Annotated in this window: 23 protein-coding genes and 1 other annotated feature; of the genes, 14 read left to right on the top strand and 9 right to left on the bottom strand. The window is 54.6% G+C overall.

Annotated elements, in window-relative coordinates; all coding sequences use genetic code 11:
• Positions 1-329: 329 nt before the first annotated feature.
• From GC087_RS17680 to GC087_RS17670, 3 genes are read left to right on the top strand one after another with little or no spacing between them, the layout of a single operon-like run.
• Complete coding sequence (locus GC087_RS17680; RefSeq protein WP_033738793.1) at positions 330-998, top strand: metal ABC transporter ATP-binding protein; 669 nt, start codon at positions 330-332, stop codon at positions 996-998.
• A complete protein-coding gene (locus tag GC087_RS17675; RefSeq protein WP_058701147.1) occupies positions 995-1,834 on the top strand; it encodes a metal ABC transporter permease in 840 nt (279 codons plus the stop codon). The genes GC087_RS17680 and GC087_RS17675 overlap by 4 nt, the downstream gene beginning before the upstream one ends.
• 12 nt (positions 1,835-1,846) lie before the next feature.
• A complete protein-coding gene (locus GC087_RS17670; RefSeq protein ID WP_033738684.1) occupies positions 1,847-2,725 on the top strand; it encodes a metal ABC transporter substrate-binding protein in 879 nt (292 codons plus the stop codon).
• A 57-nt stretch (positions 2,726-2,782) separates the two neighbouring features.
• Here the strand turns inward: GC087_RS17670 and ykgO are convergent, their stop codons facing one another.
• The 4 genes from ykgO to GC087_RS17650 form a co-directional block, all read right to left on the bottom strand.
• Positions 2,783-2,923 (bottom strand): type B 50S ribosomal protein L36, encoded by a 141-nt coding sequence (gene ykgO / locus GC087_RS17665; protein ID WP_006117931.1) that lies wholly within the window; start codon positions 2,921-2,923, stop codon positions 2,783-2,785.
• An 11-nt stretch (positions 2,924-2,934) separates the two neighbouring features.
• Positions 2,935-3,189, bottom strand: a complete 255-nt coding sequence (locus GC087_RS17660) for a type B 50S ribosomal protein L31 (RefSeq protein WP_033738687.1) — start codon at positions 3,187-3,189, stop codon at positions 2,935-2,937.
• A 559-nt stretch (positions 3,190-3,748) separates the two neighbouring features.
• Positions 3,749-6,907 (bottom strand): multidrug efflux RND transporter permease subunit AcrB, encoded by a 3,159-nt coding sequence (locus tag GC087_RS17655; protein WP_033738689.1) that lies wholly within the window; start codon positions 6,905-6,907, stop codon positions 3,749-3,751.
• Positions 6,908-6,923: 16 nt separating this feature from the next.
• On the bottom strand, positions 6,924-8,126 hold the full coding sequence (locus GC087_RS17650; RefSeq protein WP_006117928.1) for an efflux RND transporter periplasmic adaptor subunit: 1,203 nt from the start codon (positions 8,124-8,126) through the stop codon (positions 6,924-6,926).
• Positions 8,127-8,268: 142 nt separating this feature from the next.
• On the opposite strand from GC087_RS17650, the gene acrR reads away from it, so the two are divergent.
• Positions 8,269-8,907 carry a multidrug efflux transporter transcriptional repressor AcrR gene (gene acrR / locus GC087_RS17645; protein WP_039338471.1) on the top strand — a complete coding sequence of 213 codons (639 nt, stop codon included), beginning with the start codon at positions 8,269-8,271 and terminating at the stop codon, positions 8,905-8,907.
• Here the strand turns inward: acrR and rsmS are convergent.
• Together rsmS and priC are read right to left on the bottom strand one after the other, a co-directional pair.
• Positions 8,904-9,059, bottom strand: coding sequence for a pleiotropic regulatory protein RsmS (rsmS, locus tag GC087_RS17640; protein WP_006117926.1), 156 nt, complete (start codon positions 9,057-9,059; stop codon positions 8,904-8,906). The two genes, acrR and rsmS, sit on opposite strands and share 4 nt — an antisense overlap.
• Positions 9,060-9,135: 76 nt before the next feature.
• A complete protein-coding gene (gene priC / locus GC087_RS17635) occupies positions 9,136-9,666 on the bottom strand; it encodes a primosomal replication protein PriC (RefSeq protein ID WP_039338470.1) in 531 nt (176 codons plus the stop codon).
• A 57-nt stretch (positions 9,667-9,723) separates the two neighbouring features.
• On the opposite strand from priC, the gene GC087_RS17630 reads away from it, so the two are divergent.
• From GC087_RS17630 to GC087_RS17595, 8 genes are all read left to right on the top strand, one after another.
• The gene (locus tag GC087_RS17630; protein WP_039338624.1) at positions 9,724-10,113 is read left to right on the top strand and encodes a DUF454 family protein; all 390 of its coding nucleotides are present in this window, start codon (positions 9,724-9,726) and stop codon (positions 10,111-10,113) included.
• Between the two features lie 145 nt (positions 10,114-10,258).
• The gene (gene apt / locus GC087_RS17625) at positions 10,259-10,810 is read left to right on the top strand and encodes an adenine phosphoribosyltransferase (protein WP_006117923.1); all 552 of its coding nucleotides are present in this window, start codon (positions 10,259-10,261) and stop codon (positions 10,808-10,810) included.
• Positions 10,811-10,968: 158 nt separating this feature from the next.
• On the top strand, positions 10,969-12,945 hold the full coding sequence (dnaX, locus tag GC087_RS17620; RefSeq protein ID WP_324028927.1) for a DNA polymerase III subunit gamma/tau: 1,977 nt from the start codon (positions 10,969-10,971) through the stop codon (positions 12,943-12,945).
• Positions 12,287-12,348, top strand: a sequence feature (DnaX frameshifting element). It overlaps the preceding gene by 62 nt.
• Positions 12,946-13,001: 56 nt before the next feature.
• Positions 13,002-13,331, top strand: a complete 330-nt coding sequence (locus GC087_RS17615; protein ID WP_033738698.1) for a YbaB/EbfC family nucleoid-associated protein — start codon at positions 13,002-13,004, stop codon at positions 13,329-13,331.
• Positions 13,331-13,936 (top strand): recombination mediator RecR, encoded by a 606-nt coding sequence (recR, locus tag GC087_RS17610; protein WP_006117920.1) that lies wholly within the window; start codon positions 13,331-13,333, stop codon positions 13,934-13,936. Before GC087_RS17615 ends, recR begins: the two co-directional genes overlap by 1 nt.
• A 98-nt stretch (positions 13,937-14,034) precedes the next feature.
• Positions 14,035-15,909 carry a molecular chaperone HtpG gene (htpG, locus tag GC087_RS17605; protein WP_033738700.1) on the top strand — a complete coding sequence of 625 codons (1,875 nt, stop codon included), beginning with the start codon at positions 14,035-14,037 and terminating at the stop codon, positions 15,907-15,909.
• A 278-nt stretch (positions 15,910-16,187) separates the two neighbouring features.
• Entirely contained in the window at positions 16,188-16,832 is a 645-nt protein-coding gene (adk, locus tag GC087_RS17600) for an adenylate kinase (protein WP_033738701.1), read from the top strand.
• 354 nt (positions 16,833-17,186) lie between these two features.
• Positions 17,187-18,488: an inosine/guanosine kinase gene (locus tag GC087_RS17595; RefSeq protein WP_033738797.1), complete on the top strand. Its 1,302-nt coding sequence runs from the start codon at positions 17,187-17,189 to the stop codon at positions 18,486-18,488.
• 67 nt (positions 18,489-18,555) lie between these two features.
• Here the strand turns inward: GC087_RS17595 and ybaL are convergent, their stop codons facing one another.
• Positions 18,556-20,250: a YbaL family putative K(+) efflux transporter gene (gene ybaL / locus GC087_RS17590; RefSeq protein ID WP_033738703.1), complete on the bottom strand. Its 1,695-nt coding sequence runs from the start codon at positions 20,248-20,250 to the stop codon at positions 18,556-18,558.
• A 758-nt stretch (positions 20,251-21,008) separates the two neighbouring features.
• On the opposite strand from ybaL, the gene ushA reads away from it, so the two are divergent.
• Positions 21,009-22,733: a bifunctional UDP-sugar hydrolase/5'-nucleotidase UshA gene (gene ushA, locus GC087_RS17585; protein WP_416383441.1), complete on the top strand. Its 1,725-nt coding sequence runs from the start codon at positions 21,009-21,011 to the stop codon at positions 22,731-22,733.
• A gap of 36 nt (positions 22,734-22,769) precedes the next feature.
• On the opposite strand, the gene GC087_RS17580 is transcribed toward ushA, so the two are convergent.
• Positions 22,770-23,201, bottom strand: coding sequence for a multidrug/biocide efflux PACE transporter (locus GC087_RS17580; RefSeq protein WP_039338466.1), 432 nt, complete (start codon positions 23,199-23,201; stop codon positions 22,770-22,772).
• Between the two features lie 86 nt (positions 23,202-23,287).
• Between GC087_RS17580 and GC087_RS17575 the strand changes: the two genes are divergently transcribed.
• Positions 23,288-24,157 carry a LysR family transcriptional regulator gene (locus GC087_RS17575; RefSeq protein WP_033738707.1) on the top strand — a complete coding sequence of 290 codons (870 nt, stop codon included), beginning with the start codon at positions 23,288-23,290 and terminating at the stop codon, positions 24,155-24,157.
• On the opposite strand, the gene ybaK is transcribed toward GC087_RS17575, so the two are convergent.
• The gene (gene ybaK, locus GC087_RS17570; RefSeq protein ID WP_205952768.1) at positions 24,154-24,633 is read right to left on the bottom strand and encodes a Cys-tRNA(Pro)/Cys-tRNA(Cys) deacylase YbaK; all 480 of its coding nucleotides are present in this window, start codon (positions 24,631-24,633) and stop codon (positions 24,154-24,156) included. The two genes, GC087_RS17575 and ybaK, sit on opposite strands and share 4 nt — an antisense overlap.
• Between the last annotated feature and the right edge of the window lie 180 nt (positions 24,634-24,813).

Genomic DNA, 24,813 nt, shown 5'->3' with positions numbered 1-24,813 from the left:
CTTCAGACCCATCATTGATGTTCTTTTGTCGCTTTGCAAGTCCCCCTCTTCAGCAATATTGCGCTGTGATGCTCTCATTTAAGCAAGTGATTGATTCACTGCTGCTTCTTATTGGGCCTTATACGGGCAATTTGTGCCCTGGTTTATTTTTTGAAACACATTGCCGTGCCAGCGGGCGGACAACATCGGGTATGATGGTTGTTATGTTATAACATTTTTGGTGTAGTGATGAATCAAAGTGGACTGTTGATGTCACTCGGTGGACGGCTGTTGGTGGCATTGATGTTAATCGCCGTACTGGCGCTGGCGATGTGGTGGGGAATGCAGCCGTGATAACGTTCAGGCATTTGCAGGCAGGTTATCAGGGACGCGCGGTCACGCCCGTTGTGACAACAGAACTGGCGCAGGGCAGTATGACCGCCTTAATCGGTGCCAACGGCAGCGGTAAATCTACCCTGATAAAGACGATCGCCGGATTATTACCCCCGGTAAGCGGGCAGTGTGATGTGCGGATCTCGCGCCGTGAAGTGGGCTGGTTGCCGCAACGTAGCGAACTGGAAACGCGTTTCCCTCTCACCGTGTTTGAGCTGGTTTCTATTGGCTGCTGGCCGCGCTGTGGCTGGTTTGGCGGCATTAACCGGGCACTGCGCAATGAGATAAACGCCGCGCTGGATGCGGTGCAGATGCGTGATTATGCGGATGCTCAGCCCGCGACATTGTCTGGCGGCCAGCTACAGCGTGTCCTGTTTGCCCGGCTCATGCTGCAACGTAGTCGCTTGTGGCTGCTGGATGAGCCTTTTAACGGCATTGACAGCAAAACGGTGGCGTTACTGATGTCAATTTTGCAGCAGCAGCAGCAGGCGGGCACGACGCTGCTGGTCGTGTTGCATGACCGTCCGTTAGTTGAACGTTATTTTACGGATGTGCTGTCAATGGATGAGGGATCGCATCAGCGCAGTGCGGTTGCTATGACGCCGTTACGGAGCATTGCCCCGTGACGCTTATTCAACCTTTTATTGAATTCAGCTTTATGCGCAGGGCGCTGGTGGCCTGTATTGCTCTGGCATTCAGTGCCACCCCGCTGGGCGTCTTTCTCTCCTTACGGCGTATGAGCCTGATCGGTGATGCGTTATCCCATGCCGTACTGCCCGGTGCCGCCATTGGCTATTTAATCTCAGGCTTATCCCTTGTTGCGATGGGCGTGGGTGGGCTGATAGCGGGGCTGGCGGTGGCGTTATTGTCCGGTGCGGTCAGCCGTTATACGCCACTGAAAGAAGATGCGAGTTTTGCCGGCTTCTATCTGGGTTCGCTGGCGCTGGGCGTGACGTTAGTGTCACTGCGTGGCTCCAGCGTGGATCTGCTTCACGTCCTGTTCGGTTCATTGCTGGCGGTGGACAACCCGGCCCTGATCGTGGTGGGCAGCATCGCCGCGTTTACCCTCTTGATGCTGGCGGTAATCTATCGCCCTCTGGTCATTGACGCTTTTGATGCGGATTTCCTGCGTGCGCAAGGTAAATGGAGCGCACCGCTGGTGCACGGTATTTTCCTGACGCTGGTGGTGCTTAACCTGGTGGCGGGTTTTCAGGTGCTGGGCACGCTGATGTCGGTCGGGCTGATGATGTTGCCTGCCGCCAGCGCGCGATTCTGGAGCCGTCATCTGGTACTGATGCTGGGCGCGGCCATGTTGATGGCTGTCCTGTCGGCATTTACGGGGTTAATCCTTTCCTGGCACTTTTCACTGCCGGCCGGACCGGCGGTGGTGTTGAGTGCCGCAATGTTGTTTTTTCTCTCCATCTTAACAGGGCCGTGCGGTGGCATTCTGCGCCGCCATTAATCAGAGGTAGCGATGAAGATATTACCCATTAGTCTGGCAATCGGTGCATTAGTCGTCAGCCCCTTCACCATGGCGAAAACGATCGATGCGGTGGCGAGTTTTACCGTGCTGGCCGATATCGTCAAACAAATTGGCGGCGATCATGTTCATGTTAAAAGCCTGGTCGGGCCCAATGGCGATCCCCATACTTTTGAACCGACGCCGCAGGACAGCGAAGCGCTGGCAAAAGCCGATGTGGTGTTTGTCAGCGGACTTGGTCTGGAGGGCTGGATGAACCGTCTGGTGACGGCCTCAGGTTATAAAGGGGAGCCGGTAGTGGCCTCGACAGGGATTGAAACCCGCACGATGGAAGAGGATGGCAAAACCATTACCGATCCCCATGCGTGGAACAGCATGTATAACGGCACCATTTATGCCAAAAACGTAATGAATGCGTTAATCAAGGCCGATCCCCAGGACGCTGAAGATATCCGTCAGCGCGGCGAAAAGTATATTCAGCAACTGCAAAAGCTGGACGCCTGGGCCAAAACCTCTTTTGCCGCCATTCCGCAGCAAAAACGTAAGGTGCTGACCAGCCATGATGCTTTCGGTTACTTTGGGCAACGCTATGGCGTCACGTTCCTTGCGCCGGTTGGTTTCTCCACCGAAGCGGAAGCCAGCGCCAGCGATGTAGCCAGTTTGATCACCCAACTTAAGCAGGAGCATATCAAAACCTACTTTATGGAAAATCAGACCGATCCCCGTCTGGTGAAACAGATTGCCAGCGCGACAGGCGCGAAGCCGGGTGGTGAGCTTTATCCGGAAGCGCTGTCCACCGCGTCCGGCCCGGCGCCGACCTATGAAGCCGCGTTTAAACACAACGTTGACGTGATGCTCAAGAGCATGCGCTAAGCATAAAAAAAGCCGGAATGGCTCGAAAGAGACAGTCCGGCTAAGGTTCACGACACATCAACGTTTTTTCTTTCTTCCCTGCACGGCTTTAAAGCGCGGATTCGTTTTGCAGATGACATAGATACGGCCTTTACGCCGAACGACTTTGCAATCCCGATGGCGACGCTTTGCGCAACGGAGTGAGCTGAGTACCTGCATGTTGCCCTCGCTTATTTCCGACCCAGAAAACGCCCAAAACGCTGATTAAAGCGCGCGGTACTGCCTTCTTTGGCAAAGTCTTTCTGCTTACCGGTGTAAAACACATGAGAGGCCGAGGAGACATCAAGCGTCACATACGGCAGGGTTTCGCCTTCAAACTCAACGGTACGGTCGGTTTTGATTGTTGAACCGATTTTGAAAAAGACATCAGCCGAGGTGTCATGGAACACCACGGCACGATAGGAGGGATGAATATTCGCTTTCATACTTCTCACCAATGTAATGTTATAATATAACAATATTATGCGCCGTGGCCGATATGAATGCAACCCTGTAAAACCCAGGGGAAACAGCGGGGCGGCGATGGCGGGCAAACCGTGCAACGGATAGCACGCTGTCGCTGACTGAGAACAGGCGCACGGCAGACCGTGCTTCAGGCAGACAGGAAAGAACAGATTTGCGCTGCCACAAAGACAAAGTGGCTTCAGACACGCTTGTCAGCCGCGTGACACGTCAGCGCAGTCTGACGAGAGGGTAAGAAGCCGGGCAGAGACAAGAGAAAGAAGCGGGTGTGAAATCAGCGTGAACCGGTTAAGACCGAAAAGAAACAAAGTGACTCGTCAGGTCATCCGGGAGCGCGCCGGGCGTGACCAACCTGAATGTAAAAGAGGGTGAGGAAGGCAGCGTTCACCCCGAGTGAACAGGAAGTTATCGCGATAATACAAGCCAGCGTCATCATGGCAGCGGTTAATCCCTGCGGCTGTCAAAAAAGAGACGGCGTGAGGCATTAAAAAAGGCCGCTGATGCGGCCTTTTAGTTTACAGATTAATGCGAGTGGTCAGGATGATCGACGGGATGACCCTTTTCGATCTCGGCTTTGTTTTTACCAAAGCGACGACGCACCACCACAAAGAATACCGGTACGAAGAAGATGGCCAGCGCGGTCGCGGTCACCATCCCGCCCATGACGCCCGTACCGACCGCATTCTGTGCACCAGAGCCGGCACCGGTACTGATGGCCAGCGGCAGTACGCCCAGAATAAACGCCAGTGAGGTCATCAGGATAGGACGCAGACGCATACGGCAGGCTTCAAGCGTGGCTTCCACCAGCCCTTTGCCTTCTTTCTCCATCAGGTCCTTCGCAAATTCCACGATCAGGATGGCGTTCTTCGCCGAGAGGCCAATAGTGGTCAGTAACCCCACGACAAAGTAAACGTCATTGCTCAGTCCGCGCAAGGTCGTAAAGATCAATGCACCGACCACGCCCAGCGGAACCACCAGCATGACCGAGAACGGAATGGACCAGCTCTCATACAGGGCCGCGAGGCACAGGAACACGACGATCAGTGAAATGGCATACAAGGCAGGTGCCTGGTTACCCGACAGACGTTCCTGATAGGACATCCCGGTCCAGTCAAAGCCAATGCCCGACGGCAGTTTCGAAGCCAGTTCTTCCATCAGGTTCATGGCATCACCGGAGCTCTTGCCAGGGGCTGCCTGCCCCAGGATTTCCATAGACGGTAAACCGTTGTAACGTTCCAGACGCGGTGAACCATACTGCCAGCGTGCTGATGAGAAGGCAGAGAAGGGCACCATCTCGCCGTTGCTGTTTCGGACATACCACTTATTGATGTCGTCAGGCAGCATACGCGCATCAGCTTTACCCATCACGTAGACTTTCTTCACACGACCGCGGTCAATGAAGTCATTAACGTAAGAGCCGCCCCAGGATGCGCCCAGCGTGGTATTGATATCACTGAGTGAGACACCCAGTGCCTGGGCTTTCTCCTGATCGATATCCAGTTTGAACTGCGGCGTATCTTCCAGACCGTTGGGACGCACACCGACCAGCGTATCCGGATGTTGTGCGATCATGCCAAACAGCTGGTTACGCGCCTGCGTCAGCTTTTCATGCCCCAGGTTACCCTGATCGATAAGTTCAAAGTCAAAGCCGGTCGCGTTACCTAACTCGATAATGGCCGGCAGGTTAAACGCAAAGACCATACCGTCTTTAATTTGCGCCAGCGCTTGCATTGCACGTCCCTGGATCGCAGGCACTTTCATGTCGCTGCTGGTACGCTCATCCCACGGCTTGAGGCTGACGAAGGCAATACCGGTATTCTGTCCACGGCCCGCAAAGCCAAAGCCCGCAACGGTAAAGACAGATTTCACCGAGTCTTTTTCTTTCGTCAGGAAGTAATCAGAAACCTGATCCAGCACTTTCTGCGTGCGCTCTTGTGTAGCACCGGCAGGGAGCTGAGCCTGAGCCAGTAACAGGCCCTGATCTTCTTCCGGCAGGAACGATGAAGGCAGACGCAGGAACAGAAACGCCATTCCCAGCACAATCAGCAGATAAAGCAGCAGATAGCGACCCGTACCGCGAACGATGTGACCTACGCTGTCAACATAGTGATGCGTACTCTTGTCAAACAGGCGGTTGAACCAGCCAAAGAAGCCTTTGGTGGCACCGTGATCGCCTTTTTTCACCGGCTTGAGCATAGTGGCGCAGAGTGCGGGCGTCAGAATCAACGCAACCAGTACTGACAGCGCCATGGCCGACACGATGGTGATGGAGAACTGACGATAAATCACGCCGGTCGATCCACCAAAGAAAGCCATGGGAATAAAGACCGCTGACAGCACCAGGGCAATACCGACCAGTGCGCCCTGAATCTGCTCCATCGAGCGCTTGGTCGCTTCTTTCGGTGGCAGTCCTTCCTCCACCATGACGCGCTCGACGTTCTCGACCACCACGATGGCGTCATCCACCAACAGGCCGATGGCCAGCACCATCCCGAACATCGTCAGGGTGTTTATCGAGTAACCAAAGGCGCCGATTATGGCGAAGGTCCCCAGCAACACAACCGGGACGGCAATAGTCGGAATCAGCGTGGCTCGGAAGTTTTGCAGGAACAGATACATCACCAGGAACACCAACAGAATCGCTTCCATCAGTGTTTTCACCACTTCGAAAATAGAAATTTTAACGAACGGTGTGGTGTCGTAAGGATAAACGACCTTCATTCCCGCCGGGAACGTAGGCTGCAGCTTAGCCAGCTCGGCTTTAACGGCTTCGGCGGTATTCAGGGCGTTAGCGCCGGTCGCCAGTTTGATACCGATACCGGACGCAGGCTTACCGTTATAGCGCGCAATGATCTCGTAGTTTTCACCACCCAGTTCGATCTGTGCCACATCGCGCAGACGCACCTGAGAGCCATCGTTATTCACTTTCAGCAGAATGTTGCCGAACTCTTTGGTGGAGGTCAGACGCGTTTGCGCAATAATTGAGGCGTTCAGCTGCTGTCCCGGTACCGGCGGTGTTCCGCCTAACTGACCGGCAGCCACCTGGGCGTTCTGGGTTTTAAGCGCATTGATCACATCAACCGGCGTCAGCTGATAGTTATTTAACTTACTCGGATCCATCCAGATGCGCATCGCGTACTGCGCACCAAAGACCTGGGTATCACCCACGCCAGGCGTACGGCTGATAGGATCTTTGATGTTAGAGGCAACATAGTCAGCAATATCGTTCTGCGTCATGCTGCCATCATCGCTGATGAAACCCGCTACCATCAGGAAGCTACTGGAGGATTTTTTAACCTGAATCCCCTGTTGTTGCACTTCCTGAGGCAGCAGTGGCATTGCCAGCTGCAGTTTGTTCTGCACCTGAACCTGCGCAATATCCGCATCAGTCCCTGACTGGAAGGAGATAGTCAGCGTCAGCGCACCCGAGGAATCACTGCTTGATGACATATACATCAGGCCATCAATGCCGTTCATGTTTTGTTCGATGACCTGCGTCACCGAGTCTTGCAACGTTTTCGCGTCAGCACCAGGGTAGTTGGCCTGAATCTCAATGGCCGGTGGCGCAACATTGGGATATTGCTCAATCGGTAATTTAATAATCGATAACGCGCCCGCCAGCATGACGATAATAGCCAGCACCCACGCAAAGATTGGGCGATCGATAAAGAACTTAGCCATGTATCAACGGCTCCTGTTAGGACGATGTTTTAGCAGACTGGGCCTGAGAGGGATCACCTTTTGCGGCTTTTGCATCGTCTGTGACTTCTTTAGGTGTAACTTGTGCACCCGGTTTTGCACGCTGCAGACCTGTAAAGATCACACGCTCGCCCGCTTTCAGACCTTCTGTTACCAGCCATTTATCGCCAATAGCCTGGGCTGCTTTGATCTTACGTGCTTCAACTTTATTGTCCGCGCCGACCACCATGACAGAGGCGTCACCGGTTGGTGTGCGCGTTACCGCCTGCTGAGGAACGAGCAGGGCGTTTGGATTGGTGCCTTCATCCAGACGGGCACGTACAAACATCCCTGGCAGCAAGGCTTTATCAGGGTTAGGGAAGATCGCGCGCAGGGTGATCGAGCCGGTGGTTTGATCAACGGTCACATCCGAGAACTCCAGCGTACCCGGCTGAGCATAGTTTTTACCATTCTGCATCAGCAGGGTAACGTTGGCTTTGCCATCGTTCTGTTTCAGCTGACCGGACTCCAGTTCTGAACGCAGACGCAGGAAATCTTCACTCGACTGGGTAACATCGACATACATCGGATCCAACTGCTGCACCGTGGCCAGCGCTGTGGTTTGCCCGCTTTGTACCAGCGCACCTTCTGTAACGGATGACTTACCAATGCGGCCACTGATAGGCGAAGAGACTTTTGTGTACGCCAGGTTAATGCGTGCGGTTTCTACGTTAGCCTTCGCGGCCTGAACGGCCGCATTGTTTTGTGCCGCGGTGGCGACGGCATTATCGTAGTCCTGCTGACTGATATATTTGGTGCCAAGCAGCGGCTTATAACGATTGACCGTCAGTTGCGCTATACGTGCATTGGCCTCTGCTTTCGCTAAATCGGCTTTGGCGCTGTCATAGGACGCCTGATAGGTCGCGGGATCGATCTGATAGAGCGATTCACCGGCTTTAATCTCACTGCCTTCAATAAAGTTACGCTTCAGAATGATACCGGAAACCTGCGGACGCACTTCGGCAATACGGTAAGCCAGGGTACGGCCAGGCAGTTCGGTCGAAATTTTTAGGGGTTCACTTTTAACGGTGACAACACCGACTTCCGGCGGCTGTTGTTGGGCGGCCTGGTCGGATTTATTTCCGTCACATCCTGTTAACACAAAGCTGCCTGAGAGCATCAGGACGGCCGCCAGAGGCGTTAACCCTCTGAATTTGTTCATAAATAAACCTCTAGAGTCCGATATCAAATGATCAATGGATCACAAAGCCATGAACCCATTGCTGCGTATTATTTTAGCTCGTGCTATGGTACATACATTCACAAATGTATGTAAACTTACCTGTTTGTAAAAAAAGTCCCCTATGGCACGAAAAACCAAAGCGCAAGCTCTTGAAACCCGGCATCAAATTCTGGACGCCGCCCTTGCTCTGTTTTCGAAAGAGGGGGTTTCAGCCACCTCCCTGGCGGACATCGCTTCTGCAGCCAGCGTAACCCGTGGCGCTATCTACTGGCATTTCAAAAACAAAGCCGATTTGTTGAACGAAATATGGCTTCGCTGCGATGCCGGGCTTAATGAAGTGAAACTTGAGTATCAAACAAAATACCCTGGTGATCCACTCTCCATTTTACGGGCGATGCTGGTCTATATCTTTCAGGCGACTGCGCGCGATCCGCAGCGCCGTGCGTTGATGGAAATCATCTTTCATAAATGCGAATTTGTCGGGGAAATGGCTGCCGTAAAAAGTATCCAGCAAAGTCTGTTGCTTGAGCGTTACAACGAAATTGAAGACGTACTGCGTCAGTGCATTGATGCCGGGCAACTTCCAGAAACGTTCCAGACCCGACAGGCGGCGTTAATCATGCGCAGCTATGTCAATGGCATGATGGAAAGCTGGCTTTTTACGCCTGGCAAATTCGATCTGGTTGCCGATGCGCCCGAACTGGTGGATGCCCTGATTGATATGTTGCGCTTAAGTCCGACGCTGGCAAAAAAGGCTTAGTCTTTGCGCTGTTCGTCGCGTTTCTTTTCGTAATCGCGCTGAACAATGGCCAGGGCGGACAACACCGTTTCCACCGACAGTTGGTGTTCTTCAAACAGCTGAATCAAATCTACCGCCAGTTTGACCTCTTCGGGGGCCGTTTCCAGGGACATCATTCCTCCTGCGACGTTGTATCATGGGCCTGATAAGCGTGCCATCCTGCGATGGCGGTCTTGCAAAGATAGCGCATTAACTGCTAAACGGGCTGTCTGACAGTGACATTGCCCACTCCACCGAGCGGATCGCCTGCCGGCAGCGTGCCATACGGCCTTCCAGTACCTCCAGGTCTTTTTTCAACTGCTGCTGAACGGCAAAGGTTTCTGCCAGCGCCAGCCGTTGCTCCCGCTGGTCGATCATCGCCTGTAGTCGACGCTCATATTCCCGGTATTCCAGATATTTTTGCTGACGGGCGGAAGGCCGGGCACGTTCTGCGCGGCTACGAAGTTGCTGGGTACTGGCTTCACGCTGCAGGGCGGCGATTTGGTCCACCAGATGACCCGCCAGCCACTGGCTACGTTCCACATCCTCGCCGGCCTGACAAAGGCGCTGATAGTTGTGCTCAATTTCCTGCAGATAATCGGCCAGTCGGGTCCCTTTCGTCGTAAAGAGTTGGTTGTCAAAACGCGGCGAGCGACACTCGCCGTCGGGATGGCTGTGGATGGCCTGGCGCAAGGTGAGAAGGCAGTGATGCAGCCTTTGCCGCGTCGGATGCTTACTCATTGCGCCCAACGCAGGTATGCTAAAGTCATGCAACGGAAAACGCACTGGGTGGCAGGTATGCAACGCATTGTCTTATTAACCCTGGGTTGGCTGGCGATAGTGCTTGGCATACTGGGCATTGTATTACCTTTATTACCTACAACGCCATTCATGCTGCTGGCAGCATGGTGTTTTGCCCGTTCTTCACCACGTTTTCATCACTGGCTGCTCTGGAAATCGCCCTTTGGTCGCTATATTCGTCACTGGCAACAGCATCGTGGCATGCCGCCAGGGGCAAAAAGCCGCGCCATCGTACTGATTGTGGCGACATTTGCGTTATCCTTGTGGCTGGTGCCTGTGCTGTGGGTACGGATCATGCTGGGCATCATGTTGTGCCTTCTGTTGCTGTTTATGTGGCGGATGCCGGTGGTGGCAGAAACACCAGACGACAGTTTACCTCCGCGATAAAGTTGCAATTAGCCGGCCATTTGCTTAGATTTGGGCCTCTTCGTGTGCGGCTTCCCATTATGAATGTATTTCCGCTGAACCTTTAATCAGGTATTGGCGCTATTGAAGCTGCGCAAAACAGAATTTTTTTACCAGGCTTAAGATTATGACCGACACTGCGCAGCAGCTTGAACTGATTAAAAACAGTATCAAAAGTATTCCTGATTACCCGAAGCCGGGTATTCTTTTCCGTGACGTCACCAGCCTGTTGGAAGACCCGAACGCCTATGCAGCGTCTATCGCCCTGCTGGTTGAGCGCTACCGTAATAAAGGCATCACCAAAGTTGTCGGCACAGAAGCGCGTGGCTTCCTCTTTGGTGCGCCGGTTGCCCTGGGGCTGGGGCTGGGTTTTGTCCCGGTGCGTAAACCGGGCAAACTGCCACGTGAAACTTACAGCGAATCCTACGAGCTGGAATACGGTACCGACCAACTGGAATTGCACAAAGATGCGATCCAGCCGGGCGACGTCGTGCTGGTGGTCGACGATCTGCTGGCGACCGGCGGAACGCTGGAAGCCACGATCAAACTGATCCGTCGTGCAGGCGGTGAAGTGAAAGATGCTGCTTTTATTATTAACCTGTTCGATTTGGCAGGGGAAGCCCGCCTCAAGGCGCTGGGCGTTGACAGCTACAGCCTGGTCAATTTCCCCGGCCACTAAGCCTCGCTTCTGGCCTCGCGCACCTGTGGGGCCATTCCGCTTTACCGCTTCAAGATAACGAGTGATAGGTGAAAGCGTAGCTGTTAGACTACTGCAATCATATACAGGGGTTGCAGTGCGTCTGCGCTCACATTTCCATCCAAATTCGTCGAAACCACATGAGCTATCAGGTACTTGCCCGAAAATGGCGTCCACAGGCGTTTGCTGATGTTGTCGGTCAGGAACATGTTCTGACGGCGCTGGCGAATGGATTGTCTCTGGGACGCATCCATCATGCTTATCTCTTCTCCGGCACACGGGGCGTAGGGAAAACCACGATTGCCCGTCTGCTGGCAAAAGGCCTTAACTGCGAAACCGGGATCACCGCCACGCCCTGTGGTCAGTGCGATAACTGCCGTGAGATCGAACACGGCCGTTTTGTCGATCTCATCGAAATTGATGCCGCCTCGCGCACCAAAGTGGAAGACACGCGCGATCTGCTTGATAACGTGCAGTATGCGCCCGCCCGCGGCCGCTTTAAAGTTTACCTTATTGATGAAGTGCACATGCTGTCGCGTCACAGCTTCAATGCGCTGCTGAAAACGCTTGAAGAACCGCCTTCACACGTTAAATTCCTGCTGGCGACGACCGATCCGCAGAAGCTGCCGGTGACAATCCTGTCCCGTTGTCTGCAGTTTCACCTTAAAGCGCTGGATGTTGACCAGATCCGTCAGCAGCTTGACAACGTATTAGAACAGGAGCAGATCGCCCGGGAACCGCGGGCGCTGCAACTGCTGGCCCGTGCTGCCGATGGCAGTATGCGCGATGCGCTGAGCCTTACCGATCAGGCCATTGCGATGGGCGAGGGCAGCGTGACCAGCGCGACCGTCGGGGCGATGCTCGGGACGCTTGACGATGAGCAACCCCTGGGGCTGCTTGAAGCCGTAGTCGACGGCAACGGAGAACAGGTGATGGCGTTGCTGGCGCAGGCAGCTTCGCGCGGGGTTGACTGGGAGGCATTGCTCGTTGAGATGCTGCGCCTGCTGCACCGCATTGCCATGGTACAGTTACTGCCTGCCTCTCTTAACGACGATGAAGAAAGCAATGCGTTGCGCCTGCGGGAACTGGCGCGCGTCGTGCCGCCTGCCGATCTGCAGCTTTATTATCAAACCCTGCTGATGGGGCGCAAAGATTTACCCCTTGCGCCCGATCGTCGTATGGGCATTGAGATGGCCTTATTGCGCGCGCTGGCGTTTCATCCCAAAGCGGCCGTCGCGGAGCCGATCGCGCGGCCCACGCTGACCGCGCAGTCAGCGCCGGTGCCGGTACAGAACGTACCGCCGTCGCCAACCGAATCGGCGCCCGCTGCCCGGCCACAAATGGCGGCACCCGAACCCGCTTCGGCACCAACCGCGCAGTCTGTCTCGCCTGCGGCACCCGAACCGTCACTGTCCAGTTCAACCAGCCAGCTCCTGCAGGCGCGCACCCAACTGCTGCGCCAGGGAGCAAACAAAGCAAAAAAGAGTGAGCCGGCAGCGCCAGGTGCGCGGCCGGCCAGTTCTGCCCTTGAGCGACTGGCCTCGGTGACCGAGCGCAGTCAGCAGCGTGTGCGTGAGCGCGCCCCTGAAGCGCCGGTAAAAAAAGAGGCGTACCGCTGGAAAGCGCTGACGCCCGTAACCGAAGCGGCCGCGCCCGTCGCCACGCCAAAAGCCTTGCGTTCTGCGCTGGAGCATGAGAAAAATCCTGAGCTGGCCGCACGGCTGGCTGAAGAAGCCCAGCAGCGTGATGCCTGGGCGGCTGAAGTGGCCGGTTTGCCGCTGCCTAAACTGGTTCAACAGCTGGCGTTGAATGCCTGGAAAGAGACCACCGATCAGGGTATTTGCCTGCATTTACGTTCCAGCAAGCGCCACCTGAATTCGGCCTCCGCGCAGCAGGCCCTGACCGCCGCATTGAGTCAGGTTGCCGGACATCAGGTTGAACTGTCGGTTATTGAAGACGATAATCCTACGGTATTGACGCCACTGGAGTGGCGTCAGGCCATTTATGAAGAGAAGCTGGCGCAGGCGCGTCAGTCCATCTTGAGTGACAGCCACATTCAAACCCTTCGTCGCTTTTTCGATGCCGATTTGGATGAGGAAAGCATTCGACCCGTTTGAACACGCTGCAACGTTATGAATAAACCGCGTTGTAGCCTCAGCAGAGAGAGAAAACTATGTTTGGTAAAGGCGGATTGGGCAACCTGATGAAACAGGCCCAGCAGATGCAAGACAAAATGGCCCAGGTTCAGGAAGAAATTGCCGCCCTGGAAGTCACGGGTGAATCAGGCGCAGGCATGGTCAAAGTGACCATCAATGGTGCCCACAACTGCCGCCGTGTGGAAGTCGATCCCAGCCTGCTGGAAGATGACAAAGACATGCTGGAAGATTTGATCGCTGCCGCCTTCAACGACGCGGCGCGTCGCATTGATGAAGCGCAGAAAGAGAAAATGGCGTCTGTCTCTTCAGGCATGCAGTTGCCACCAGGCTTCAAGATGCCGTTCTGATGCAAACCAGCCCACTGCTAGAATCCTTAATGGAATCATTGCGCTGTTTGCCGGGCGTTGGGCCGAAGTCGGCGCAACGGATGGCGTTCCAACTGCTACAGCGCGATCGTAGTGGGGGAATGCGGCTGGCACAGGCGCTGACCCGGGCAATGTCGGAAATCGGTCACTGTGCCGATTGCCGCACCTTCACCGAGCAGGAAATCTGCACTATCTGCGCCAATCCCCGGCGTCAGCAAAACGGTCAGATCTGCGTGGTGGAAAGTCCGGCAGATATCCATGCTATTGAGCAAACCGGGCAATTTGCCGGCCGTTATTTCGTTCTGATGGGCCATCTTTCACCCCTGGATGGCATTGGCCCGGCAGATATCGGTCTCGATCGGCTGGAACAGCGTCTGGAGAAGGAAGCGATTCAGGAAGTGATCCTGGCGACCAACCCCACCGTGGAAGGCGAAGCGACCGCGAACTACATTGCAGAATTATGTGGCCAGTATGGCGTTGAAGCCAGCCGCATTGCGCATGGCGTTCCGATGGGCGGCGAACTGGAAATGGTGGATGGCACCACGCTATCCCACTCACTGGCAGGCCGCCAGAAGATTAAATTTTAAACGCTTGCCGGCGTTGTGAAAAACGCCGGCTTGAAAATCCTGCATGTACCCCCACATCCTCCTCAACGTTCGTTAAATCTGATTCTGTTGAGGTAGCAATGACCATGAAAGGACAAGAGACTCGTGGCTTTCAGTCAGAGGTAAAACAACTTCTGCACCTGATGATCCATTCTCTCTATTCAAACAAAGAGATTTTCCTGCGTGAACTGATTTCCAACGCCTCGGATGCGGCGGATAAACTGCGCTTCCGCGCGCTGTCTGATGCCAGCCTGTACGAAGGCGATGGTGACCTGCGCGTGCGTCTCTCTGTCGATAAGGATAACCGCACCATCACGCTGAGCGATAACGGTATCGGCATGCGCCGTGATGAAGTGATTGAAAACCTTGGCACTATTGCGAAATCCGGCACCAAAGCCTTTCTGGAATCCCTGGGCTCCGATCAGGCCAAAGACAGTCAGCTGATCGGTCAGTTCGGTGTGGGTTTCTACTCGGCCTTTATCGTTGCCGACAAAGTCTCGGTGCGCACGCGCGCAGCGGGTGCCGCCGAAGACGAAGGCGTGTTCTGGGAATCGGCAGGTGAAGGTGAGTATACCATCGCTGACATCAGCAAAGCCGATCGCGGTACGGAAATCACCTTGCACCTGCGTGAAGGCGAAGATGAATTCCTCGACAGCTGGCGCGTCCGCAACATCATTGGTAAATACTCCGATCACATTGCGTTGCCGGTTGAAATCGAAACCAAAGATGAAGAAAGCGGCACTACGACCTGGGAGAAAATCAACAAAGCTCAGGCGCTGTGGACCCGCAGCAAGTCAGAGATCAGCGACGAAGAGTACAAAGAGTTCTACAAACATATTGCCCATGATTTCAGCGATCCGGCGACATGGAGCCACAACCGCGTAGAAGGGAAACAGGAGTACACCAGCCTGCTATATATCCCGGCTCGCGCACCGTTCGACATGTGGAACCGCGACCATAAACATGGTCTGAAGCTCTACGTGCAGCGCGTGTTTATCATGGATGACGCCGAGCAGTTTATGCCGAACTACCTGCGCTTTGTGCGCGGCCTGATTGACTCTAACGATCTGCCGCTCAACGTATCGCGTGAGATTCTGCAGGACAGCCGTGTTACCCAGAATCTACGCGGCGCGTTGACCAAACGTGTTCTGCAGATGCTGGAGAAGCTGGCGAAAGAGGACAGCGAAAAGTACCAGACCTTCTGGAAAGAGTTTGGTCTGGTCCTGAAAGAGGGCCCCGCTGAAGATCACGCCAACAAAGAGACGATTGCCAAACTGCTGCGTTTTGCCACCACACAAAGCGAGAGCGCGGCGCAAACCGTGTCGCTGGAAGATTACGTCAGCCGTATGGTCGAGGGTCAGGAGAAGATCTACTACATTACCGCCGACAGCTATGCTGCAGCGAAAAGCAGTCCGCATCTGGAGCTGTTCCGTAAAAAAGGCATTGAGGTCCTGCTGCTGTCCGATCGTATCGATGAATGGATGATGAGCTATCTGACCGAGTTCGACGGTAAGGCCTTCCAGTCCGTCAGCAAAGCGGATGAAGCGCTGGATAAGCTGGCTGACGAAGAAACGGAAGCGCAGAAAGAAGCGGAAAAAGCGCTGGAACCTTTTGTTGAGCGCGTGAAAACGCTGCTGGGCGAACGTGTGAAAGAAGTCCGTCTGACGCACCGTCTGACCGATACGCCTGCGATTGTGACCACCGATGCAAACGAGATGACCACGCAAATGGCCAAACTGTTCGCGGCGGCAGGACAGGACGTACCGGAAGTGAAATATATCTTCGAGATCAACCCCGATCACCAACTGGTGAAGCGCGTGGCAGATACCCAGGATGAAGCCCGCTTCGGTGAGTGGATTGAGCTGTTACTGGATCAGGCCCTGCTGGCAGAGCGCGGCACGCTGGACGATCCTAACCAGTTTATCCGTCGGATGAACCAACTGCTGACGGCGTAAGACGACGAAACCGGTGAGATCCTCACCGGTTTTTTTGGCTGCAGCCTTCCTGCCTGCTTTCCGGCACCCATATTTGTTGCGCAACCGCCTTAAAAGCCGCATTGTACCCGCCACCAGTCCGAAAATGCCTTTTCACTGACATCGCGCACTGCGATCGCTGGCTAAAGTCAGTACACTGATCTGCGTTGATCCGCCCCTTCCTTGTGGTGCGCGGATCATAATGGTATGTTCTTCCGCTTCTCAGATTCATCAATGCGATTCGCAAGGGGATTTACGCAATGCGTATTATTCTGCTCGGAGCTCCGGGCGCAGGTAAGGGGACTCAAGCCCAATTCATCATGGAGAAATACGGCATTCCGCAGATCTCCACTGGCGACATGTTGCGTGCAGCGGTTAAAGCGGGCACCGAACTGGGCAACCAGGCGAAAGCCATTATGGATGCCGGCAAGCTGGTTACTGATGAGCTGGTGATTGCGCTGGTTAAAGAGCGCATCGCCCAGGAAGATTGCAAAAACGGTTTCCTGCTTGATGGTTTCCCACGCACCATTCCTCAGGCTGACGCAATGAAAGAAGCCGGTATCAAAGTGGACTATGTGCTGGAGTTCGCTGTGCCGGATGAACTGATCGTTGAACGCATCGTCGGTCGCCGTGTTCATGCGCCATCAGGCCGTGTTTACCATGTCAAATTCAATCCACCGAAGGTGGAAGGCAAGGATGACGTGACCGGTGAAGAGCTGACCACGCGTAAAGACGATCAGGAAGAAACGGTGCGCAAACGTCTGGTGGAATACCACCAGCTAACCGCACCGCTGATTGCTTACTACAGCAAAGAAGCCGAAGCGGGTAACACTGAGTACCACAAAATCGACGGCACACGTAACGTGTCCGACGTGAGTGCAGAGCTGGCTAAAATTCTGGGCTAAGCAGAGAGGGGCCGGCACGACTGGCCCCTTTTGCTGTAGTGAATCTACCCATACTTTCCTGCGTTTTCCTTCTTCGTTGTCCTCTGAACGCCAGCCGCGCTTGTCGCAGACCATTTTCTGGCCCTTGCTGCCTGACAGGTACGGAACCGCATTGCTGTCGTGCTGCATCCTCCTACAGGCTGTCATGAACCTGCAGGCGCCACGTCCCGGCGTTCATCAGATGGCCTGCCAGGAATATACGCTGATACGTCAGATGCGGGCGGGATGGGCGAGCTACGGATTCGCGCGCAGCGTTAAAGTCGTCGCAGAGAATATGATATGCTTCTCTGCCTGTTTTTCCTCACGGCAGTCACCATGAAATTTCCCGGCAAACGTAAATCCAAACACTATTTTCCCGTCAGCGCGCGCGATCCCCTTCTCCAGTCCTCGTCATTCGATAATGAAGACGGCAGTTGGGTAGTAGGCATCGATCAGACGTTGGTCGATATCGAAGCGAAAGTCGATGACGCCTTTCTGGTCCGCTATGGTCTGAGTGCCGGCCATTCGCTGGTCATTGACGATGCCGTGGCAGAAGCGCTGTACGCTGAACTGATGCGTGACGAACTGATTACTCACCAGTTCGCAGGCGGCACGATTGGCAACACGCTGCACAATTTCTCCGTGCTGGCGGACGACCGTTCCGTATTGCTGGGCGTGATGTGCAATAACATTCAGATTGGCGGTTATGCGTATCGTTACCTTTGTAATACTTCGAGCCGCATGGATCTTAACTATCTTCAGGGTGTGGACGGAGCGATTGGCCGCTGTTTCACCCTGATCGGCGATCAGGGCGATCGGACCTTTGCGATTAGCCCTGGCCAGATGAACCAGCTCAAAGCGGAAAGTGTGCCTGAGGACGTAATTGCGGGCGCTTCCGCGCTGGTTCTGACCTCGTATCTGGTGCGTTGCAAAGACGGTGAACCGATGCCACAGGCGACGCTGCAGGCTATCGAGTATGCAAAGCGCCACAACGTGCCGGTGGTGCTGACGTTAGGCACGAAACACGTGATAGGTGACAATCCTCAGTTCTGGCGTGATTTCCTGCGTGACCACGTGTCGATTGTGGCGATGAACGAAGAAGAGGCGCTGGCGCTGACGGGCGAGGCCGACCCGCTACTGGCCTCGGACAGGGCGCTGGAGTGGGTGGATCTGGTGCTGTGCACGGCAGGGCCGACCGGTTTATATATGGCGGGCTATACCGAAGACGAATTTAAGCGTAAAACCAACCATCCTTTGTTACCGGGCGCGATTGCTGAATTCAACCAGTACGAATTCAGTCGCGCAATGCGTAAACAGGATTGTCAGCAGCCGTTACGCATTTTCTCGCACATCGCGCCCTACATGGGCGGCCCGGAGAAGATCATGAATACCAATGGAGCAGGGGACGGCGCGCTGGCAGCGTTGCTGCATGACATTACGGCGAATAACTACCATCGCCGCAACGTACCTAACTCCAGTAAACATGCGCGTGCTTATCTGACCTATTCGTCGCTGGCGCAGGTCTGCAAATATGCTAACCGGGTCAGCTATCAGGTCCTGAATCAGCATTCGCCCCGACTGACGCGCGGTTTGCCTGAGCGTGAAGACAGCCTGGAAGAGTCCTACTGGGATCGTTAAGGCCGACAAGTCAGACGCCCCGCTGAATCTCTGAGAGTTCAGCGGGGCGACAGCCGTTTGGGATGGATTAGTGCTGACCTTCGCTGACGGTTTTTTCTTCCTGCAGCGTTAGCTTTTCCTGTAACTTCTGAATAATACTGGCGGCAATTTCCCGCTCACCCATAACGACGTGGTTTGCACCGCGCTCCAGAATATACTCCACTTCATCGTCATAATGGGCATGCACGATAATATCGATATCAGCCTGCTTCTGTCGTGCTGCCGTCACAATTTCGCCTACCTCGTAGCCGTTAGGGATAGTGACTAACAGCCAGCTGGCACAGTCCACCCGGGCCAGCGCCAGGGTATTGGCGCGGGCGGCATTCGCCAGCACCGCTCTGATCCCCTGATCCCGTAAGGCTTTTACGCGCGGGATGGAGCTTTCTACCACCACCACCGGAATATTCAGTTTGATCAGTTGCTCACACAGCAGGTTGCCGACGCGACCATAGCCAACGATGACGGCATGGTTGCAGACATCCACAGGAATCTCTTGTTCTTCTTCCAGCGCTTCTTCCAGCGTCTGCTGCTCCATCGTTTCATTTTTGGCGAGGTAACGCCCCAGCAGCGTAAACAGAACCGGATTGAGCATGATAGAAAGGATAGCGGCCGCCAGGACCAGATTTCGGCCTTCTTCATCAAGCAGGCCAAGTGAAATGCCCAGACCGGCAAGAATAAAGGCAAACTCGCCGATTTGCGCCAGACTCACCGAGATGGTCATCGCTGTCCGACGCGAATGACCCAGCAGCGAAACCAACAGCCAAGCGGCGGCGGATTTGCCGATGACGACAATCACCAACGCACCCAGCACGGCCAGCGGCTCTTTCACCAGGATCATGGGATCAAATAACATGCCGACAGAGACAAAGAACAGCACTGCAAAAGCATCCCGTAACGGCAACGTGTCACGGGCAGCGCGCTGACTTAACTCCGATTCATTCAGCACCATTCCGGCAAAGAACGCACCCAGCGCAAAAGACACGTCGAAGAACTCGACGGCGCCAAATGCGATGCCCAGCGCCAGCGCCAGGACAGACAGCGTAAACAGCTCGCGTGAACCCGTGGCCGCACTTTTCGCCAGAATCCAGGGGACCGCACGGCGGCCTACCACCATCATCAGCACCATAAAGGCGGCAACTTTGCCGATGGTCCAGAGCAGATCCCAGATCACCAGGCTGGCGCTGGCGTTGCCCTGTTCCATCATGCCCGCAATGGCGGGCAGCAAGACCAGCGTAAGCACCATCACCAGGTCTTCGACAATTAACCAGCCGATAGCAATTTGACCGCGCTGGCTTTCAATCAGCTGCCGTTCTTCTAACGCACGCAGCAACACCACGGTACTGGCGGTAGAAAGACACAAGCCAAACACCAGGCCGGTCATCCACGACCAACCCATCGCCCACGACATCAGCATTCCCAGCAATGTGGCTACCGCGATCTGTGCAATCGCGCCGGGAATGGCTATCCGCTTTACCGACATCAGGTCCTTCAGTGAAAAGTGCAGACCGACGCCAAACATCAACAGAATCACGCCCAGTTCGGCCAGTTCCGGTGCCAGATTCGTGTCTGCCACAAAGCCGGGTGTAAAAGGGCCGGCCATAACGCCAGCAACAAGGTAACCCACCAGCGGAGAAATTCGTAACCGGTTAGCCAGCATACCAAGGAGGAAAGCCAGAACCAGTGCCCCGACAATAGTGGTGATCAGCGGTGTGGTGTGATGCATGCCTGTCTCCTTGGATGTAAATGTATCCGGTTGTAACAAATGAGTTTAATGCATATCAGGCGGCATCGCTGAATAATTTGTGGGATTATCAAAAGAAATTAGGGAAATACGCGAAAAGTGCAAGATGAAGGCTGTTTTTCTCACTTATCGCAGTTATGGGTCGATACAACGGTCTGTTGCGTACGGTCAGGAAGGAGTTTATTCATTCTAAATGACACAAGCGTGACGATAATGAGGTGAAAATGTGTTGGTAACAGCCTACAACCGCACTCAGGCAGCGATTTGCCTGCTCCCTTTGCTTCGTTGGCCTCTGTGTGTCGGGGCGGCCGGATAGGCGGCTGACCTGATGGCATGAAAGCGGATGATAAAACAGCAAACAAAACAGGCTGTTATTTAGCATTGGCTCAGCCAGCCTTGTTTGCGCGCGCGAAGGCCGTCTTGACGAAATGCACTGTTAAAAACAGAGTAATATATAAATTTAACACAGGGCGAATCACACCAGCGAAAGTATCTAAAAATTAACAAGCTGATCGTTCCTTCTGCTTAACATTGCGCCTTCATGCATAACAATGATGACAAAATCAGACCCTGTCCTGCGCTGAACAACCTGCGATAATGACCGGACGACGCGCGGTAAACTTGAGTTAGCACAGGGAATGTGCGACACAGAAGGGCGCTGACGATCGGCAAGAATCATTATTCAAAGGAGAGAGGCTGTGGTGTTATCTCGATGGGCGGGGGCGGGTCTGACCGGAGCGATGTTGCTCTCATCACTGTTTACTCAGGCCGCCGTGCCTGACCGGAGTTACCGTTTCAGCATTTTGCACACCAACGATCTGCACGGCCATTTCTGGTTTGATGAGCAGGGCGAGTACGGTCTGGCGGCACAAAAAACATTAATAGATACCGCACGCTACGATATTCAGGCCAAAGGCGGTGGTGCACTGATTTTGTCGGCCGGAGATGTCAACACTGGCGTGCCGGAATCGGATGCCCTGGATGCCGAACCTGATATTCGTGGCATGAACCTGATTGGTTACGATGCCATGACGCTGGGCAACCATGAATTCGATAAACCCCTCGCCGTGCTGCGGAAACAGGAAAAATGGGCCAAATTCCCTTTTCTGGCCGCGAATGTTTATCAAAAAAGCACAGGTAAACGTCTGTTTAAGCCCTGGGCGATGTTCCGGCGCATGGGGCTGAAGATTGCGGTTATCGGGTTAATCACGCCGGATACCGCCCGCCTGACCAACCCTGAACAGTTAACGGATATCGAATTCCGTGACCCGGTAGCCGAAGCCGTAAAGGTTGTGTCTGAACTACGCGCCAAAGAAAAACCGGATGTGATCGTGGCGCTGACCCATCTTGGTCATTATGACGACGGCAAACACGGCAGTAACGGGATTGATGATGTGACGCTGGCGCGCAGGTTGCCTGCGGGCACCCTCAATATGATCGTAGGGGGGCATTCGCATGACGCGGTCTGTATGGAAAAAGAGAATGTGAGCCGCAAAGATTACCAGCCGGGTCAGCCCTGTCAGCCTGACCGGCAAAATGGCGTCTGGATTATGCAGGCGGAAAAGTGGGGAAAATATGTCGGACGTGGCGATTTTACCTACCGCAATGGCGAGGTTACCCTGGCGTCGTATCAGCTCATCCCGGTTAACCTCAAACATAAAATCAAAAATCTCGATGGCAGCGAATCCTGGCTGACCTGGCAGGAAGAGATCCCCAAAAACACGGCTATGATGAAATTACTGACGCCGTTTCAAAAACGCGCTGAAGCGACGTTGCAGGTGAATGTCGGGCGCGTCAACGGGGTGTTTTCCGGCGAAAAAGAAACCGTGCGCGTTCAGCAAAGCAGCCTCGGGCAGCTTATCCTGCGGGCGCAGATGGCCGCGACCCAGGCCGACTTCGCCGTGATGAGCGGCGGCGGAATTCGGGCCTCGCTCAAACCAGGGCCCGTGGCATGGCGCGATTTGCTCCAGGTCCAACCCTTTGCCAATCAGGTCGTTTCCGTCACGCTGAGTGGGGCGGAAATTAAACGCTATCTGGCGGTGGTGGCGAATATCGAACCGGGTTCAGGCGGTTATGCCCAGTTTGCAAATGTCAGTCTGACCGCGAATGGCAGCGGCGTGAGTAAAGTCACGATCAACGGACAGCCGCTGGATGACACCAAAACTTATCGGATGGCGACTAACAGCTTCAATGCGGCGGGCGGCGATGGCTATCCCCGTATTGATTCACATCCGGGTTATGTCAACAGTGGCAACGTTGACGCCGTGGTGCTGCGTGACTGGGTCAGTAAACATTCGCCGCTGAATGCCAGCGACTACGTGCCTCGCGATAAGGTGATTTACCAGACGGCAACGGCCCAGGATACATTGAAAGACGCGAAAGAAACGGTGCCCGCGCGTCGTTATCCCAAAATGATTTTGGCATGGATACAACACTGGAACGGGGAACGTGCAGCACCGCGTTAAATCACCGGGGAGGCGCTTCGTCTCCCCGGTGCCTTGTCAGGCGCGGCAGGCCTTACGGTTGAACCAGTGCGACCGCAGTTTATCCCACACCAGGTTATAGACGAAGGTGTAGGGCAGAAAGAACAGAAAAAACGCCACTTCGATCATAAAGGCCTGCCATAACGAAATCTCCAGCATCCAGGCGGCCAGCGGAAGCCCTATCAGGATAAAGCCGCCCTCAAATCCCAGAGCATGCAGCACACGAACCCATGCACTGCGTTTCTGACGAGGCGGATACCAGCGATCAAACACGCTGTTGTACATCATATTCCAGAGCATCGCGACCGTGGACAACATGATGGCCAGTGCGCCCATCTGAAACAGCGGTTTATCCATCATCCAGGCTGCCAGCGGGGCAATGGTGAGGATGGCCAGACCTTCAAACAGGCTGGCATGTAAGATGCGCTCGGTGAGTGAACGGGTTTGCATGTCAGTCTCCTTAGTTCAGGTGCCTATTTTCCCATGGCATCATGCTAAGATAAAATGATCATCTATCGATAAAAGCGATGGTTAACATGCGTTACTCTCCTGAATCCCTGGAAGCCTTTGTGCAAACGGTAGCCAGTGGCTCGTTTTCTGCCGCCGCGCGCGCCTTAAACAAAAGCCAGTCCACCATCAGCGTGGCTGTGGTTAACCTGGAAGACGATCTGGGTTTTGCCTTATTTGACCGGCGCGGTCGTCAGCCGCAACTGACCGAACAAGGGCGACGCGTCTTACCGCAGGTTCAGCAGATTCTTGCCGCCAGTGAGCGACTGGATGCGCTGGCAACGCGCCTGTCCGAGGGAATCGAACCACGGCTCAGCGTGGCGGTATCTGACTTCTGGCAAACGCACTACCATCAGCGCCTGCTCAGGCAATTTGACAGGCGCTATCCGGAGGTGGAGCTGGAAGGCATTGCCGCAGAAGATGACGATGTCGTCGAACTGTTGCAAACCGGGCGCGCGCAGATCGGCGTGATTCGTGCCCAGCCGACGCTCCCGGCTGACATCGCGGTCGCCCGCCTGCAGGTCGATGCTGAGTTAGGGATTTACCTGCACCGGGATCATCCTCTGGCGCAGGAAGCGACGGTGAATGAAAGCCAGCTTGAACCCCTTCGTCACCTTCGTCTCAATACCTGGACCGAACGCCGCGCCCCCACTTTTCAGGGCAGGGCCTGGTCTGCTCAGACATATTATGTGCTGCTTGAGATGGCGGAACAGGGCTTTGGCTGGAGCATTTTGCCGCGCTGGCTGGTGAAACAGTTTGGACATGGTGTCTTAAAGGAATTGCCTGTTGCCGGGTGGCCGCAGCGCATCGCCGTAGAAGTGGTCTGGTCGCGCCGCCATCCGCCCGGCCCGGCCGGACGCTGGATGATTGATGAACTCTGCGCTCTGCAACCGGCTTAATCGCGTCGGGCAATGTCTGCCAGCGGGGCATTCAGAAGACGGGACAAATCCTGCGGGCTGAGTTCAATATCCAGTCCGCGTTTACCGCCAGAAATGAACAGCGTGGCAAAGTCGTTGGCTGAGTGGTCAATCACCGTCGGCAGACGCTTTTTTTGCCCCAGCGGACTGATGCCGCCGATCAGATAACCCGTAATCCGCTGCGCCAGCAGGGGATCGGCCATCTCCGCTTTTTTTACCCCGAGAGCCTTAGCCACCTTTTTGAGATCAAGCTGCGTTGCCACGGGCGTCACCGCCACGGCCAGCTGCTTTGCATCGCCGTTCAGCGCTACAAGCAACGTTTTATAGACCTGGCGGGCGTCCAGGTTAAGCTTACGCACCGCTTCATCGCCAAAATGCGTTTCGCTTGCGTCATGCTCATAAGGGTGCAGTGTGAAGCTGACTTTTTGTTTTTCCAACAGTTTTACCGCAGGCGTCATAATGGCCTCTGATTCAGAAAAATCTTATTACGTTTTATTGAAAGATAAATGTGGCGAAATAATGTGCTTTAGGCGAGAATTGCCACGCGCCAGCAACTGGGTTGTTGAGCGATAACTAAAATCATTAACACATTCCTCTTTGAAGAGCCGATATGACTGTCGGCTCTCTTTTTTTTATCC

Origin of the sequence: Pantoea sp. JZ2 (assembly GCF_035191405.1) — a bacterium.
Classification (GTDB): domain Bacteria; phylum Pseudomonadota; class Gammaproteobacteria; order Enterobacterales; family Enterobacteriaceae; genus Pantoea; species Pantoea stewartii.
This window is presented reverse-complemented; position numbering and strand designations above follow the sequence as displayed.

Excerpts from the sequence above, each read along its gene's own strand:
- GC087_RS17670 (WP_033738684.1), top strand. The coding sequence starts at position 1,847 with ATGAAGATATTACCCATTAGTCTGGCAATCGGTGCATTAGTCGTCAGC.
- ykgO (WP_006117931.1), bottom strand. The coding sequence starts at position 2,923 with ATGCAGGTACTCAGCTCACTCCGTTGCGCAAAGCGTCGCCATCGGGAT.
- GC087_RS17660 (WP_033738687.1), bottom strand. The coding sequence starts at position 3,189 with ATGAAAGCGAATATTCATCCCTCCTATCGTGCCGTGGTGTTCCATGAC.
- GC087_RS17655 (WP_033738689.1), bottom strand. The coding sequence starts at position 6,907 with ATGGCTAAGTTCTTTATCGATCGCCCAATCTTTGCGTGGGTGCTGGCT.
- GC087_RS17650 (WP_006117928.1), bottom strand. The coding sequence starts at position 8,126 with ATGAACAAATTCAGAGGGTTAACGCCTCTGGCGGCCGTCCTGATGCTC.
- acrR (WP_039338471.1), top strand. The coding sequence starts at position 8,269 with ATGGCACGAAAAACCAAAGCGCAAGCTCTTGAAACCCGGCATCAAATT.
- rsmS (WP_006117926.1), bottom strand. The coding sequence starts at position 9,059 with ATGTCCCTGGAAACGGCCCCCGAAGAGGTCAAACTGGCGGTAGATTTG.
- priC (WP_039338470.1), bottom strand. The coding sequence starts at position 9,666 with ATGAGTAAGCATCCGACGCGGCAAAGGCTGCATCACTGCCTTCTCACC.
- GC087_RS17630 (WP_039338624.1), top strand. The coding sequence starts at position 9,724 with ATGCAACGCATTGTCTTATTAACCCTGGGTTGGCTGGCGATAGTGCTT.
- apt (WP_006117923.1), top strand. The coding sequence starts at position 10,259 with ATGACCGACACTGCGCAGCAGCTTGAACTGATTAAAAACAGTATCAAA.
- dnaX (WP_324028927.1), top strand. The coding sequence starts at position 10,969 with ATGAGCTATCAGGTACTTGCCCGAAAATGGCGTCCACAGGCGTTTGCT.
- GC087_RS17615 (WP_033738698.1), top strand. The coding sequence starts at position 13,002 with ATGTTTGGTAAAGGCGGATTGGGCAACCTGATGAAACAGGCCCAGCAG.
- recR (WP_006117920.1), top strand. The coding sequence starts at position 13,331 with ATGCAAACCAGCCCACTGCTAGAATCCTTAATGGAATCATTGCGCTGT.
- htpG (WP_033738700.1), top strand. The coding sequence starts at position 14,035 with ATGACCATGAAAGGACAAGAGACTCGTGGCTTTCAGTCAGAGGTAAAA.
- adk (WP_033738701.1), top strand. The coding sequence starts at position 16,188 with ATGCGTATTATTCTGCTCGGAGCTCCGGGCGCAGGTAAGGGGACTCAA.
- GC087_RS17595 (WP_033738797.1), top strand. The coding sequence starts at position 17,187 with ATGAAATTTCCCGGCAAACGTAAATCCAAACACTATTTTCCCGTCAGC.
- ybaL (WP_033738703.1), bottom strand. The coding sequence starts at position 20,250 with ATGCATCACACCACACCGCTGATCACCACTATTGTCGGGGCACTGGTT.
- ushA (WP_416383441.1), top strand. The coding sequence starts at position 21,009 with ATGTTGCTCTCATCACTGTTTACTCAGGCCGCCGTGCCTGACCGGAGT.
- GC087_RS17580 (WP_039338466.1), bottom strand. The coding sequence starts at position 23,201 with ATGCAAACCCGTTCACTCACCGAGCGCATCTTACATGCCAGCCTGTTT.
- GC087_RS17575 (WP_033738707.1), top strand. The coding sequence starts at position 23,288 with ATGCGTTACTCTCCTGAATCCCTGGAAGCCTTTGTGCAAACGGTAGCC.
- ybaK (WP_205952768.1), bottom strand. The coding sequence starts at position 24,633 with ATGACGCCTGCGGTAAAACTGTTGGAAAAACAAAAAGTCAGCTTCACA.